This is a genomic window from Streptomyces sp. GB4-14 (assembly GCF_022696125.1).
GTDB lineage: Bacteria > Actinomycetota > Actinomycetes > Streptomycetales > Streptomycetaceae > Streptomyces > Streptomyces werraensis.
On the sequence record NZ_RZHO01000002.1, the window covers coordinates 6,429,157 to 6,443,599 of the forward strand.

The 14,443-nt window shown below is 72.2% G+C and carries 13 protein-coding genes; 8 read left to right on the forward strand and 5 right to left on the reverse strand.

Annotated elements, in window-relative coordinates; all coding sequences use genetic code 11:
• Positions 1–55 precede the first annotated feature (55 nt).
• Both ELQ39_RS30915 and ELQ39_RS30920 read right to left on the reverse strand, forming a co-directional pair.
• Positions 56–1,081 carry a LacI family DNA-binding transcriptional regulator gene (locus tag ELQ39_RS30915; RefSeq protein ID WP_225625409.1) on the reverse strand — a complete coding sequence of 342 codons (1,026 nt, stop codon included), beginning with the start codon at positions 1,079–1,081 and terminating at the stop codon, positions 56–58.
• A 217-nt stretch (positions 1,082–1,298) separates the two neighbouring features.
• Positions 1,299–2,312 carry a LacI family DNA-binding transcriptional regulator gene (locus ELQ39_RS30920; protein ID WP_225640438.1) on the reverse strand — a complete coding sequence of 338 codons (1,014 nt, stop codon included), beginning with the start codon at positions 2,310–2,312 and terminating at the stop codon, positions 1,299–1,301.
• Between the two features lie 195 nt (positions 2,313–2,507).
• On the opposite strand from ELQ39_RS30920, the gene ELQ39_RS30925 reads away from it, so the two are divergent.
• The 4 genes from ELQ39_RS30925 to ELQ39_RS30940 all read left to right on the forward strand — a co-directional run bounded on the left by ELQ39_RS30925 (position 2,508) and on the right by ELQ39_RS30940 (position 7,700).
• Complete coding sequence (locus ELQ39_RS30925; protein ID WP_242595198.1) at positions 2,508–4,334, forward strand: glycoside hydrolase family 2 protein; 1,827 nt, start codon at positions 2,508–2,510, stop codon at positions 4,332–4,334.
• Positions 4,335–4,441: 107 nt separating this feature from the next.
• Positions 4,442–5,809, forward strand: coding sequence for an extracellular solute-binding protein (locus ELQ39_RS30930; protein WP_242595199.1), 1,368 nt, complete (start codon positions 4,442–4,444; stop codon positions 5,807–5,809).
• A 21-nt stretch (positions 5,810–5,830) separates the two neighbouring features.
• Complete coding sequence (locus ELQ39_RS30935) at positions 5,831–6,763, forward strand: carbohydrate ABC transporter permease (protein WP_190003274.1); 933 nt, start codon at positions 5,831–5,833, stop codon at positions 6,761–6,763.
• Between the two features lies 1 nt (position 6,764).
• Positions 6,765–7,700 (forward strand): carbohydrate ABC transporter permease, encoded by a 936-nt coding sequence (locus tag ELQ39_RS30940; protein ID WP_190003275.1) that lies wholly within the window; start codon positions 6,765–6,767, stop codon positions 7,698–7,700.
• A gap of 111 nt (positions 7,701–7,811) precedes the next feature.
• Here the strand turns inward: ELQ39_RS30940 and ELQ39_RS30945 are convergent, their stop codons facing one another.
• Together ELQ39_RS30945 and ELQ39_RS30950 are read right to left on the reverse strand one after the other, a co-directional pair.
• Positions 7,812–9,374, reverse strand: a complete 1,563-nt coding sequence (locus tag ELQ39_RS30945; RefSeq protein WP_228754868.1) for an MDR family MFS transporter — start codon at positions 9,372–9,374, stop codon at positions 7,812–7,814.
• A gap of 174 nt (positions 9,375–9,548) precedes the next feature.
• Positions 9,549–10,271 carry a TetR family transcriptional regulator gene (locus ELQ39_RS30950; protein WP_242595203.1) on the reverse strand — a complete coding sequence of 241 codons (723 nt, stop codon included), beginning with the start codon at positions 10,269–10,271 and terminating at the stop codon, positions 9,549–9,551.
• Between the two features lie 127 nt (positions 10,272–10,398).
• On the opposite strand from ELQ39_RS30950, the gene ELQ39_RS30955 reads away from it, so the two are divergent.
• The 3 genes from ELQ39_RS30955 (at position 10,399) to ELQ39_RS30965 (ending at position 13,024) form a co-directional block, all read left to right on the forward strand.
• Positions 10,399–11,589 (forward strand): MFS transporter, encoded by a 1,191-nt coding sequence (locus ELQ39_RS30955; RefSeq protein WP_242595204.1) that lies wholly within the window; start codon positions 10,399–10,401, stop codon positions 11,587–11,589.
• Between the two features lie 136 nt (positions 11,590–11,725).
• Positions 11,726–12,724, forward strand: coding sequence for a pirin family protein (locus ELQ39_RS30960; protein ID WP_242595206.1), 999 nt, complete (start codon positions 11,726–11,728; stop codon positions 12,722–12,724).
• Between the two features lie 12 nt (positions 12,725–12,736).
• A complete protein-coding gene (locus ELQ39_RS30965; RefSeq protein ID WP_242595208.1) occupies positions 12,737–13,024 on the forward strand; it encodes a hypothetical protein in 288 nt (95 codons plus the stop codon).
• 135 nt (positions 13,025–13,159) lie between these two features.
• Here ELQ39_RS30965 and ELQ39_RS30970 read toward each other — a convergent pair whose 3' ends face one another.
• Positions 13,160–13,600: a hypothetical protein gene (locus ELQ39_RS30970; RefSeq protein WP_242595210.1), complete on the reverse strand. Its 441-nt coding sequence runs from the start codon at positions 13,598–13,600 to the stop codon at positions 13,160–13,162.
• A gap of 158 nt (positions 13,601–13,758) precedes the next feature.
• Between ELQ39_RS30970 and ELQ39_RS30975 the strand changes: the two genes are divergently transcribed.
• Positions 13,759–14,391, forward strand: coding sequence for a LysE family translocator (locus ELQ39_RS30975; protein ID WP_242595212.1), 633 nt, complete (start codon positions 13,759–13,761; stop codon positions 14,389–14,391).
• Positions 14,392–14,443: the final 52 nt, after the last annotated feature.

The following is a 14,443-nucleotide window of genomic DNA, read 5'->3' on the forward strand; positions in this document are numbered from 1 at the left end:
CGGGGGCCGAGCGACGTACGACCCCCCGCGCCGGGCCGGGCGCACGACGGCCGTGTCAGGAGGCCGGGGGAGAAGCCGGACGCCCCAACGTGCTCTCCCGTTCCACCAGTTGGTAGTCGGCCCAGATACGGCGGGGCTCCGGGGCGCTGTCACCCAGGCGGGCCAGGACCGACTCCACCGCGAGGCGGCCGATCGCGGCCTTGTCGGGGGAGATCGACGTGAGGGTCACCGCGCCGAAGCGGCCCTCGATCACGTCGTCGAAGCCGACCACCGCGACGTCCTCGGGGACCCGCAGTCCCCGCTCGTGCAGCACCCTCATCGCGCCGATCGCCATCGGGTCGTTGTAGGCGAACACCGCGTCCGGCCGCCGGCCGCTGTCGAGGATGTGCCGCATCGCCCGCGCGCCGTCGGCGTGCCCCCAGCCGTCGACCGCCGCGACCAGACCCTCGTCCGCCGGGAGCCCCGCCGCCGTCAGCTCCTCGCGCCAGCCGCGGACACGGAGCTGCGCGGGCTCGCTGCGGTCGCGGCGGGCGCCGATGAACGCCACCTCCCCGCGCCCCAGTTCGATCAGGTGCCGCACGGCGTCACGCGCGGCGGCGACGTTGTCGATGGCGATGTGGTCGTACGGCAGGTCGTAGTCCCGCTCGCCGAGCAGCACCAGGGGTACGTCCTGTTCGCGGTCGCGCAGGTCCTCGGTCCGCAGCTCGATGGGGCTGAGGATCAGGCCGTCGATGACGCGGGCCCGGAAGCCCTGGCTCACCAGCAGCTCCTGGTCGCGCGAGCCTCCGGTGTGGTCGAGCAGCACGATGTAGTCGTGCTGGGAGGCCGCGTCGATGACGGAGGCGGTCAGCTCGGCGAAGTACGGGTTGCCGAGCTCGGGCAGCGCGAGCGCGATGATGCCCGTACGGCCCTTGCGCAGGTGCCGTGCGGCGAGGTTGGGCTGGTAGCCGAGCGCGTCGATGGAGCGCTGGACCCGCTCGCGCATGGCAGGTGTGACGTGCTGGTAGTTGTTCACCACGTTCGAGACGGTCTTGATGGAGACCCCCGCGTGCGCGGCGACGTCCTTGAGGCTGACCCGCACGGCTATCCCTTCGTGAGCGGCCCGACCCGGTAGGCGGGTGCGGATGCGGAGCCGTCACCTCGAGAGTCGTGTGCCGAGCCGCTGGGCTCAAGTTTTACAACGTTATACACGGCGTGACCGGGCGATGACAAGGCTCCGGGCGGGGGTCCGAAGGCGGCTTCCGGAACGCCTTGTCCCTCGCCCTCCGCGCCTCCGGCGCACTCGGGCCGGGGCGTGCCTACCCGCCCGAACTCTCCCGCACGATCAGCCGGTGCCCCGCCGTCTCGTCCACCGCGGGACCTCCGTCGCCCCCCGCCTCTATCCGGTCCAGCAGCAGTTCCACCGCCCGCCGTGCGATGCCCGGCTTGTCGGGCGCGACCGAGGTGACCGTCGGGATGCTGTACCTGGTGGCCTCGATGTCGTCGAAGCCGACCACGTCCACGTCCCCCGGTACCGACCAGCCGTCCTCGTGCAGCGCGCGCACCGCGCCGAGCGCCAGGTGGTCGTTGAGACAGAGCAGCGCGTCCGGTCGCCGCGGCAGCCGCATCAGACCGCGTGCGGCGGCGGCGCCGTCGGCCCAGTGGAACGCCGGCACCGGCAGGACCAGCTCCTCGGACACGGCAAGTCCCGCCTCGGTCAGTGCCTGCTCGTAGCCGACGGTGCGCAGCCGGCCCGTGTTGAGCCCGCCCCGCAGATCACCGCCCACCACCGCGATGCGCCGCCGCCCCCGCGCCAGCAGATGCGCGGTCGCCTCACGGGCCGCCGCCACGTTGTCGATGGCGACGTGGTCCGCGCTGCCGGGCAGGTTGCACTCACCGAGCAGCACCAGCGGCAGCCGTGTGTCACGGTCCTGGAGGTCGCGCGGCTGAAGGGCCAGCGGCGAGAGGATGACCCCGTCCGTGAACTGCGCGTCGAAGCCCTGCACGGCGGCGAGTTCCTTCTCGCGGCGCCCGCCGGTCTCCAGCAGCAGGGTGGTGCAGCCCCGGCGCTCCGCCTCGGCCATGACGTGCTTGGCCAGCTCGGCGAAGTAGGCGATGTCCAGCTCCGGTACCGCCAGCGCGATCACGCCCGTACGGCCCCGGCGCAGCTGGCGGCCGGCGATGTTGACCCGGTAGCCGAGGGCGTCGATCGCCTCCCGTACCGCGGTGCGGGTCCGCTCGGAGACGTGCTCGTAGTCGTTGAGAACGTTGGACACCGTCTTCGCCGAGACGCCCGCGTACTCCGCGACGTCCTTGATCCTGGGCCTGCCCATGCTTCCCTTCTCGCCCCTCTCGCCGCCTCCCGGATCGTAACGGCCGCTCCCTGGAGCGGAACCGCCGGCGGAGGGGAGAGCCTCGGAGGGCCATGCCGAAAACTTTTCGCCAGTGCCATTTACATCGATGTAATCGTATGGTCGCATGGCCCCTGTCCGCAGCGCACCTGCGCACCCGCAGTGATGAGGAGCAGCATGAGCACGCCCCTGCCCCCGGACGTCCCGCGTCCCGAGTACCCCCGGCCCCAGTTCGTCCGCGAGGCGTGGCTGAACCTGAACGGCCGCTGGCAGTTCGAGACCGACCGCGGTGACAGTGGACTGGAGCGGGGACTGCGCGACCGCGACCTCGCCGGGGAGATCGTCGTCCCCTTCTGCCCGGAGTCCGAGCTGTCCGGGATCGGAGACACCGACTTCATGGAGGCCGTCTGGTACCGCCGCACGGTCACCGTCCCGGCCGAGTGGGCCGGCAACGACGTACTGCTGCACTTCGGCGCCGTCGACCACGACGCCACCGTGTGGGTCAACGGAACCGAAGTGGCCCGCCACCGCGGCGGGTTCACCCCCTTCACCGCCGAGCTGCGCGACGTCGCGGGCCCCGGTGAGGAGGCCGTGATCGTGGTCCGCGCCCGCGACTCCCGGCACGGCCCGCAGGCCCGCGGCAAGCAGGCCACCTGGTACGCCAACTCGCACTGCCACTACACCCGCACCACCGGCATCTGGCAGACGGTGTGGATGGAGCCCGTCCCCGCCGCCGCCCGCCTCAAGCGCCCCCGCATCACCCCCGACCTCGGCTCGGGCTCCTTCCACCTCGACCTCCCGGTCACCGCCAACCTGCCCGGCCACCGGGTGCGCGCCGTGCTCGGCGACGCCGAGGGCGAGGTGGTGACCGCCACGGCCCGCGCCGACCTGGACCTGTGCCCCCGCCTGGTGCTGACCGTTCCCCAGGAGCGGCTGAGCACCTGGTCACCGGCCGACCCGCACCTGTACGACCTGCGCCTGCAACTTCTGGACGCCGAAGGCGCCGTGGTCGACGAGGCCACCTCCTACGCGGGCATGCGGTCGGTCGCCCTGCACGGCAAGCGGGTGCTCATCAACGGCGAACCGGTGTTCCAGCGCCTCGTCCTCGACCAGGGCTACTACCCGGACGGCCTGATGACCGCCCCCACCGACGCGGACCTGGTCCGCGACATCGAACTCGGCCTGCGCGCCGGCTTCAACGGCGCCCGGCTGCACCAGAAGGTGTTCGAGGAGCGCTACCTCTACCACGCCGACCGGCTCGGCTACCTGGTGTGGGGCGAGTTCGGCGACTGGGGCTGCGAGACCGGCGTACGCGACGACAACCAGCGCCCCGACGCCAGCTACGTCGCCCAGTGGCTCGAAGCCCTGGAACGCGACCACTCCCACCCGTCGATCGTCGGCTGGTGCCCGCTCAACGAGACGTACCAGCACCTGCACGACCGCATCACCCAGCTCGACGACGTCACCCGGGCGATGTTCCTCGCCACCAAGCAGGCCGACCCCAGCCGCCCCGTCGTCGACGCCTCCGGCTACGCCCACCGCGTGGCGGAGACCGACGTCTACGACTCCCACTGCTACGAGCAGGACCCTGAGGTCTTCGCCAGGACCATGGCCGGTCTCGCCGAGGACCGCCCGTACGTCAACACCGGCCCCGACGGCCGCCCCTGGTCGGTGCCGTACCGCGGCCAGCCGTACTTCTGCAGCGAGTTCGGCGGCATCTGGTGGGACGCCGAAGCCGCCGCCACCGCCGCGGGCGACGAGAGCGAGTCGTCCTGGGGCTACGGCGAACGGCCTCGCAGCGTCGAGGAGTTCCTCGAGCGCTTCACCGGCCTGGTGGACGTCCTGCTCGACGACCCCGACATGTTCGGCTACTGCTACACCCAGCTCACCGACGTCTTCCAGGAACGCAACGGCGTCTACGGCTTCGACCGCGCCGACAAGTTCGACACCGCCGTGCTGCGCCGCGTCCAGCAGCGCCCCGCGGCCTCCGAGACCGCCGGCTGACACCGGCCCGTCCGGCCGCGGCGTCACCTCCCGCCGGCCCCCCCCGCACCGCCCGCCGGCCGCGGCGTCCGCCGGTGATGTACATCGATGTAGAGAAAGGTAGTGTCATGGCCGACCTGCCAGGCCCTCGGGCCGCCTCCGTCCGGTCGGGGGACCACCGCGCGGCACCGTCCAGGCGCGGTGTGCTCCGCGCCTCCCTGGCCTCCGCCGCCGCCCTTCTGGGCGGCGGCGCCCTGGCCGGCTGCGGGGCCGCCGCGGCCGCGGACCCCGACACCGTGCGCATGTGGGACCTGTTCAGCGGCGCCGACGGCGCCCTGCTCGACGAGCTGATCGACATCGCGGCCCCGGACATGCCCGGCACCGACGTCGAACGCACCGTCCTCGAATGGGGCACCCCGTACTACACCAAGCTCGCCATGGCCTCGGCGGGCGGACGCGGACCGGACGTCGCCGTCTGCCACATGTCACGCCTGGCCGGCTACGCCCCGCTCGGCCTGCTCGACCCCTGGGACACGGACCTCCTGGCCGAATTCGGCGTCCGCGAGGCCGACTTCGCCGACGCGGTGTGGCAGCGCACCCGGTACCGCGACGAGGCGTACGCCGTCCCCCTCGACACCCACCCGTTCATCGTCTTCTTCCACCCCGACCCCGTCCGCAAGGCCGGCCTGCTGACCCGCGACGGCGCCCTCGACCTCGACGCCTTCTCCAGCCCCGCCCGCTTCCTCGAGGCCGGCCGCGAACTGGCCCGCGCCACCGGGAAACAGGGCATCGCCTTCGGCTACGTCAACGACACCGCCCAGTGCTGGCGGCTGTTCTACGGCCTCTACCGGCAGACCGGCAACGACTTCGACCTGCCGGTCGGCGGCACCGTCACCGCCGACACCGACGCCATGGCCGAGGTCATCGCCTTCATGACCAAGCTCGTCGACGGCCGCGCCAACCCGCACCGCCTCGACTACCCGGCCGCCCTGGCCAACTTCACCAACGGGCAGACCGGCATGATCCTCTCCGGCGAGTGGGAGCTCGGCACCTTCCGCGCCGCCGACCCGCAGCTCGGCGCCGCCTCCTTCCCCACGGTGTTCGGCACCCCCGCCGTCTACGCCGACGCGCACTCCTTCGTCCTGCCCCGCCGCCCCGACCCCGACGAGGCGCAGCGCAGGCGCACCCACCAGGCGGTCGCCGCCATCCTCAAGGCCGGGCAGACCTGGGCGAAGGCCGGTCACATCCCGGCGTACCAGCCGGTGACCCGCACCCGTGAGTACGCCCGCCTGGAACCCCAGGCCCGCTACGTCACGGCCGCCGACCACGTCGTCCTCGACCCGCCCGTGTGGTTCGCCGGGGCCGGCTCCGACTTCCAGAACACCATGTCGCAGGTGCTCCAGCAGGCGCTGCTGGACGGCCTGGCGCCCGACCGGGCGGCCCGCGCCATGGTCGACCGCATCGACACCGCCCTGTCCCAGCCCAGTCCGGCCTGACCGCCGCGAAGGAGGCAGCAGATGTCCACCCCACTCGCAGCGCCGGACCCGGCGCACGCCGGCGACAGGGCCACGGGCCTCGGCGCGACCGCGCGCCGGCTCGTCCCGCCGGGCCTGCTCTTCGCCCTGCCGTTCCTCGTCCTGTTCGCCCTGTTCATGGTGTGGCCGCTGGTCCACGGCGCGTGGATGAGCCTCACCGACACCTCGCTCTCCGCGCACGAGCCGTCGTTCGTCGGACTCGACAACTACGCGGAGGCCCTCGGCGACGCCGACATGTGGCAGGCGGTCGGCAACACCGTCTGGTTCACCGCGGTGTCCACCGTGCCCCTGGTCGCCGTCGCCCTCGCCATGGCGCTGCTGGTGCACACCGGCCTGCCCGGACAGTGGGTGTGGCGCCTGGCGTTCTTCGCCCCGTACCTGCTGCCCGTCGGCGTCGTCGGCCTGCTGTGGGGCTGGCTCTACCAGCCGGACCTCGGCCTGTACAACCACCTGCTCGAAGCGGCCGGCCTGGACGGCTACGCCTGGCTGAGCGACAAGGACGTCGCCCTCTACGCCATCGTGATCGCCACCCTGTGGTGGACCGTCGGCTTCAACTTCCTGTTGTTCCTCGCCGCGCTCCAGGCCGTCCCCGACCACCTCTACGAGGCCGCGGCCCTGGACGGGGCGGGCGCCTGGCGACGGCTCCGGCACGTCACCCTGCCCCAGTTGCGCCGTATCACCGGCGTGATCACGGTGCTGCAGATCCTCGCCTCGCTGAAGGTCTTCGACCAGGTGTACCTGCTGACCAAGGGCGGACCCGACGGCGCCACCCGCCCCGTCGTCGAGTACCTCTACGACGTCGGCTTCACCGGCTACCGGCTCGGTTACGCCTCCGCCATCAGTTACGTCTTCTTCGCCCTCGTCGTCCTCGTCTCCGCCGCGCAGTTCGCCGCCTTCCGCCGCAGGGAGAAGTGACATGACCTTCGCAGACCTCCGGACACGGCCCGCGCGCCCCACGGTCTCCCCGCTCCCGGCCTCCCGCCGCGCCCGTGCGGGCGCGCAGCGGGGCCCCAACCTCACCCTCGGCCCGACCCGGACGGCCCGTACGCTGGGCCTGGCCGCCCTCGCGGTGCTGGCCGTGATCTGGCTGCTGCCGATGGCGTGGGCGGTGTTCACGGCGTTCAAGTCCGAGCAGGACGCCAGTGACCCGGTGCACTGGATCTGGCCGCAGGCCGGATTCACCCTCGACGGCTTCCGCACGGTGATCGAGCGCGGTGACCTGCCGCTGTGGATGTGGAACAGCTTCTTCGTCTCCGCGGCCGTCACCCTCGTCACGGTCGTCGTGTCGGCGGCGGCGGGCTACGCCTTCTCCCGCACGGTGTTCCGCGGGCGCCGCGCCCTGTTCGCGCTCACCATCGCGTCGGTTCTCGTGCCGCCGCAGATGCTGATCGTGCCGTGGTTCCAGCAGATGCTGACGCTGAACCTCGTCGACACGTACGCGGCGGTGATCCTGCCGCAGACCGTCGCCCCGGTGATGGTGTTCATCCTGAAGAAGCACTTCGACACCATCCCGCGCGAACTGGAGGAGGCCGCCCGGCTCGACGGCGCCGGCCACGCGCGGATCTTCTGGTCGGTCATGCTGCCGCTGTCGCGTCCCATGCTCGCCGCGGTGTCGATCTTCGTGTTCATCGGGGCGTGGAACAACTTCCTGTGGCCGTTCGTGTCCACCTCCGACCCGGCCCTGATGACCCTGCCGGTCGGCATCACCGCGGTGAAGGACGCCTACGGCGTCAACTACGCCCAGACGATGGCGTCCTCGGTGCTCGCCGCGCTGCCCCTGGTGCTGGTGTTCGTCTTCTTCCAGCGTCACATCGTGAAGTCGGTGGCGACGACGGGCCTGGGCGGTCAGTGAGCCGCCCGCACGGAACGGCACCAGCCCGGACCCGGCACGAGGCCGAAAACGGCACGAAAACGGCACGAGCGCCCCACGGCCGTGGGGCGCTCGTCCTTCGCGCTGAGGGCTTCAGCTCCGGGCGACGGTCTTGTCCGTCTCGGCCGCGGCTCCGGCCTCCTCGGCGAGGCGCTCCATGCCGCTGGTCGTCTTCAGCGGCTTCTCCTTGATGAACACCACGGTGAGCAGCGCCAGCAGCGCGCACGGCGTGGCGATGAGGAACAGGTCGGCGGTGGCGACGCCGTAGGCGTGCTCGACGATCTGCCGCACCGGCTCGGGCAGGGTGCTCATGTCCGGGACGCTGCTGCCACCGCCGCCGTCGCCGCCCGAGGGGATGCCCGCGGCGTCCAGCCCCTTGGTCATCTCGGACGCGACCCGGTTGGCGAGTACGGCGCCCAGGACGCTGGTGCCGATGGTGCCGCCCATGCTGCGGAAGAAGGACAGCACGGAGGTCGCGGCGCCCAGCTCGCCGGCCGGGACGTCGTTCTGCGCGGCCAGCACCAGGTTCTGCATCAGCATGCCGACGCCGATGCCGAGCACCGCCATGTAGGCGCTGAGCAGGGTGAAGGAGGTGCCCGCGTCGATGGTGGACAGCAGACCGAGGCCGACGGTCATGATCACCGCGCCCGCCACCAGGTAGCGCTTCCACACACCCGTCCTGCTGATGACCTGGCCGGCGACGGTCGACGAGACCAGCAGGCCGAGGATCATCGGCAGGCTCATCAGACCGGCCACGGTCGGGGACTTGCCGAGGGACACCTGGAAGTACTGGGAGAGGAACACCGTGCCGCCGAACATGGCGACACCCACCAGCAGGCTGGCCACGGTGGTGAGGGTGACGGTGCGGTTGCGGAAGATGCCCAGCGGGATGACCGGCTCGGCCGTCCGCGCCTCGACGAACACCGCGGCGGCCAGCAGCACGGCACCGGCGCCGGTGAGCGCTGCCGTCTGCCAGGAGGCCCAGTCGAACTCGTTGCCGGCCAGGGTGACCCAGATCAGCAGGGCGCAGACGCCCGCCACGATCAGGAACGCGCCCAGGAAGTCGATCTTCGCCTCGCGGCGGGCCACCGTCGGCAGACGCAGGGTGCGCTGGAGCAGCGCGATGGCGAGCAGTGCGAACGGCACGCCGATGAAGAAGCACCAGCGCCAGCCCAGCCACGAGGTGTCCACCAGCACACCGCCGACCAGGGGGCCGGCGACGGTGCCGATGGCGAACACGGCGCCGAAGATGCCGGCGTACTTGCCGAGCCGGCGGGGCGGGATGATCGCCGCCATGACGACCTGGGCCAGCGCGGTCAGACCGCCCGCGCCGATGCCCTGCACGACACGGCTGAAGATGAGCAGTTCGACACCGTGGGAGAAGCCCGCGAGCAGCGAGCCCACGACGAACATGCCCAGCGACAGCTGGAGCAGCAGCTTCTTGTTGAACAGGTCGGACAGCTTGCCCCAGAGCGGCACGGTCGCCGTCATGGCCAGCAGTTCCGCGGTGACGACCCAGGTGTAGGAGGACTGGCTCGCCCCCAGGTCGGCGATGATCGTCGGCAGCGCGTTGGCCACGACGGTGCCCGCCAGGATCGCCACGAACATGCCGGCCATCAGCCCGGACATGGCCTGGAGTATCTGCCGGTTGGTCATGGCGGTGGACGGCGCCGCGTCGGGCGCCTGTGTTGCGGTCACGGTCGTCTCTCTCACGGATCGGTGGGAAAAGCGGGATCACGCCCCGGAAGGGGCGGAAGCGGTAGGGGGAGGGGAGGGGCCGGTGTGCCGTGGGGGTCCGGCGCGGGTCCGGCGTCCCCGGCGGTCCGGCGCCTACCGGGCCGGAACCGGCAGTCCGGCGGCGATCAGGTCGAACACCTCGCGGAACACGTCGGCGAACGACACCTCGTCGGCCCGTTCGCACCAGTGCTGCACGCTCACCCGGACCGCCGTGCCGGCGACAGCGGCGAGCAGTCGCGGGTACAGCCCCGGAAGCGCACGGCCGGCGTCGCCCCGGGGAGGGGCGGTGGCCGTGTCCGGGGCGCCTTCGCGGTCGGGGTCCTCCCCGGACGGCACCGCGGCGTCGGGGCCGTTCCCGGCGCGGATCCGCCGGGCGATCGCCTCGGCGAGCCCCGACTCGTCGGCCATCTGTGCGCAGAGGTTGCGCACCAGCAGGTGCGGGGCGGATCGCAGCACGCGGGCGTGCAGGCTCCACAGCTCGTGCTGCCGCTCCGCCTCCCTCAGCTCGGCGGCGAGCGCCTCGCGCAGCGCCTCCAGCGGCGGGAGCTCCGGCGGTGCGGCGAGGAACGCCTGCCGTACGCGCTCGCCGGCGTCCGCGTCCACGACGACGAAGGCGTCGTCGCGGGAGTCGAAGTAGTTGAAGAAGGTGCGCACGGACACGCCGGCCGCGGCGCTGATCGCCTCGACCGTCACCTGGTCCGCTCCGCGTTCGGCGGCCAGCCGCACCGCCGCCTCCGCGAGCGCGGCGCGTGTGGCGCGCTTCTTGCGCTCCCGCAGACCGCCGCCCACGGCGTCCTTCCCCGTCATGATGTGCATGTTATGCAAAAGTGCATGACATGCAAAATTGAGTTCGAGCAATCACCGCCGATGGGCTGCGGCCGGGCGGTCACGCCGTTGGCGTACTGAGGCGGGCGCCCGGCCGCTCCACGGCTAGCGTCGGGTCATGACCGGTGACCGGTTCGGATGGCGCGTGTGCCTGCTCGGCGGCGCCGTGTTCGCGGTGTGCATGGCCGGCACCACGCTGCCGACCCCGCTGTACCCGCTCTACCAGCAGAAGTTCGGCTTCTCCGAGCTGACGGTCACCGTCGTGTACGCGGTGTACGCCTTCGCGGTCATCGGCGCCCTGCTGCTCGCGGGCAACGCCTCCGACGCCGTCGGCAGACGCCCGGTCCTGCTCTGGGGCCTGGCCTGCGCGGCCGCGAGCGCGGCCTGCTTCCTGCCGGCCGCCGAGATCGCCTGGCTCTACGCCGGACGGCTCCTGTCGGGCCTGTCGGCCGGCCTGTTCACCGGAGCTGCGACAGCCTACGTCATGGAATCGGCCCCGCCCGGCCGGACCTCCCGCGCCGCGTTCGTCGCCACGGCCGTCAACATGGGCGGCCTCGGCTGCGGCCCCCTGCTCGCCGGAATCCTCGCGGAGTACGCCCCCTGGCCCCTCCACCTCCCGTACGCCGTCCACCTGACCCTCGTCGCCTGCTCGGTGGCGGTGCTGCTGTGGCTGCCGGAGACCGTGAGGGACCTGCGCCCGCTGCGTACCGTACGGCCGCAGCGCCCCGGCGTGCCCCCGCACGTGCGGGCGGTGTTCGGCCCGGCGGCGACGGCCGCGTTCGTGGGCTTCGCCCTGTTCGGGGTGTTCACCTCCGTCAGCCCCGCGTTCCTCGCGCGGTATCTCGACGTGACCGACCACGCGGTGAGCGGCGCGGTCGTCGCGACGGCGTTCTTCGCGTCGATCGCGGGACAGACGGCGGTCGGCCGCGTGGGGGTGGGCCGGTCCCTCCCACTGGGCTGCGCCGGGCTGCTCGCGGGCCTCGCCCTGCTGGCGGGCGCGCTCCACTGGGACTCGCTGGCGCTTGTGGTGCCGAGCGCGCTCGTCGGCGGCGTGGGCCAGGGGCTGGCGTTCCGCGGGGCGCTGACCGCGGTGAGCCGGGCGTCGCCTCCGGACCGGCGGGCGGCGGTCATCTCCTCGCTGTTCGTCGTGGCGTACGCGGGCATCTCGGTCCCGGTCATCGGGGTGGGACTGCTGACGGAACCGCTGGGCCTGGAGAACGCGGGGCTGGTCTTCATCGCGTGCATGGCGGCGCTGGTGATCTCGGCGGCGGGCTATCTGCTGCGCAGACCGGTGCAGGCGGAGGCGTGAACGGCAGGGGCGTTCTCGGCCCGGGAGGCCTTTCGGCGCGCATGGTGCCGTCCGGCGTCCTATAGTCGTCCGTGCAAAGAATGTTGAATATCGAACTTCCTTGAAGGTCGAACGTCCTCGGTGGGAGGCACCCGGCATGAGCAACACGGAGACACGACCGGCGGAGATGCGGTGCGGCGGCGAGACCGAGGCCGACCGCCCGGCCGAGGTCGAGATCCTCACGGCCCGTGACGTGCCGCTCGGCGGCCCCCGCGCGATGCGGGTACGGCGCACCCTGCCGCAGCGCGCCCGGTCGCTGATCGGCGCCTGGTGCTTCGCCGACCACTACGGCCCCGACGACGTCGCCGGCACCGGCGGCATGAACGTGCCCCCGCATCCACACACGGGTCTGCAGACGGTGAGCTGGCTGTTCACCGGGGAGATCGAGCACCGCGACAGCCTGGGCAGCCACGCCTACGTCCGCCCCGGCGAACTGAACCTGATGACCGGCGGCCACGGCATCGCCCACTCGGAGGTCTCGACGCCGGACACGACGATCCTGCACGGCGTGCAGCTGTGGGTGGCGCTGCCGGACGAGCACCGCGGCACGGAACGGGACTTCCAGCACCACGTCCCGCACCCCGTCGCCCTGAACGGCGGCGAGGCCCGCGTCTTCCTCGGCACGCTCGCGGGCGCCACGTCACCGGTCCGCACCTTCACCCCGCTGCTGGGCGCGGAACTCACGGTGTCGCCGGGTGCGCGGCTGGTGCTGGACGTCGACCCCGTCTTCGAACACGGGGTGCTCGTCGACGCGGGGGACGTCCTCGTCGAGGACACCCCGGTGGAACGGGCCGCCCTCGCCTACACGGCACCGGGCCGCACCTGTCTCACCCTCACCAACCGGGGCACGGCCCCCGCCCGCCTGATCCTCCTCGGCGGCCCGCCCTTCGGCGAGGAGATCATCATGTGGTGGAACTTCATCGGCCGCACGCACGAGGACATCGTCCGGGCGCGGGGCGACTGGACGACAGAGGTGGAGGCGGGGACGGGGGACCGTTTCGGCGAGGTGCGGGGCTACGGCGGGGATCCGCTGCCGGCACCGGAACTGCCGAACGTGCCGCTGCGGCCGCGGGGGAGGCCCGCACCGCGCGCGTGAGAGCATCGCTCCATGAGCGGAGATCCGGAAGTGAGTGCTCTGGCCGTCAACGTCACGATCCCGGAGGCCCTCCGCTGGACGGACACACGGCGCGGCCAGGAGTTCCAGCTGACCACCCTCAACGTCCGCCTCCTCCCGGACGGCCGCCTCGCCGTGAAGGCGTACGGCCGCCCGGTCGCCGGCGGCCGGGGCGCGTACGTCTCGTTCCCGGTCCCGGACGATCCGGAACTGGCGTCGCTGGTCGCGAAAGCGGCCACTCGAGCCGGGGCGCTGTGGGCCGACCACCGGGGGCTGGGCTGAGCCCGCCCGGGACCGAGCGGCTGGAGCCGCGGCTTCGCTGCAGGAAGGGCACGTCGAAGCCGAGGGAGGTCTGGAAGCCGTGGCGGACTGGAGGGCCTGGCCGGGCAGGGGTGGTCGTTCTGTCCAGACCCCAGCCTAGTCAAGATCGAACAGCATGTCGGTGATGCTTACGGCGGGACGCCCGAACATGGTCGTCAGGGCGCACCGCTGGTGCTGCGTCAGCGGGTTGGTGAAGACCACGGCCTCGGCATCGGCCTGGTCGGCGACCTGAGCCACCTCCCGGGCCTTCCCGTGACTCAGCAGTGTCCGGGAGGAGTAGGGCAGACCCATCGTCCGCACCCCGCCGCCCGAGACGCCGCGGCGTTGCACGATCCGCGCGACGACACGGGCACCGTGCGCGGCGAGTTGTGCGGCGGCTTCCACCATGACCGTCTCGAAGTCCTTCTGCCTGGCGGAGAAGAAGCCGACCAGGACGACGTCGGCGCCGGTGGTGGGCAGCCGGTAGGGCGGGAGCGGGACCGGCGCGGACGCCCCGCGGCGGGACGGCCGCCGGTCACGTCTTCGGGGCTGGTGCACGAGCGGCAGGCTACGGGATGGCCGGCACTGCGGCGACACCGGATGTGCTCCACCGCGTCGGCATCCGAGACCGGCGACAGGGATCCACCCGTTGTGGTCCGTCTGCCGGGGCCGACGGAGGGTACCAAGTGCTGGGGCTTCCAACGGAAGGACGGCGCATGTCGGTCGACCTCATCGGGTTTCTCGGGGTGGTGCTGGTGGCTTACGTGGTGCCGGGGCCTGACTTCCTCGTGGTCGTCAGATCGGCTGCCGAACACCCCGCCAAGGGGCGGGCTGCGGCGCTCGGTGCGCAGAGTGGGCTGTGCGTGCACATGGTGGCCGCGGCGGTGGGGCTGTCCGTGCTGGCCGCCCGATCCCCGGTGGTCTACGACGCGATCAAGTTCCTGGGCGCCGCCTATCTGGTCCACCTGGGGGTCCGCGCAGTGCTCGCCGCTCGGCGGGTGGCGCAGCGTCAACGCGGTGGAGGTGACGTGACGGTCGGCACGTCCCCCGGCCGGTGGCGGTCAGGCTTCGCCCAGGGTTTCCTCACGAACGTGCTGAACCCCAAGGCGGCCCTCTTCTTCCTCAGCGTCCTGCCGCAGTTCGTCCACGGCGACGGCTCCCCGGCACGGCAGATCTTCCTCCTCGGCGTCCTGGACGTGCTCGTCGGCGTCGCATACTGGTTCGCGCTGGTCACCGTCGCGGCCCGGCTGCGCGTGCTGCTGGCGCGCCCGAGGTTCCGTCACCGCTGGGAGCTGACGACCGGGTGGTTGTTCATCGGGATCGGTGTCGGCGTCGCCGCGGCGGCATGACGGAGTGCTTGACCCTCACGTGGCGTGAGGCCGCACAGTCGGGGGCATGGAG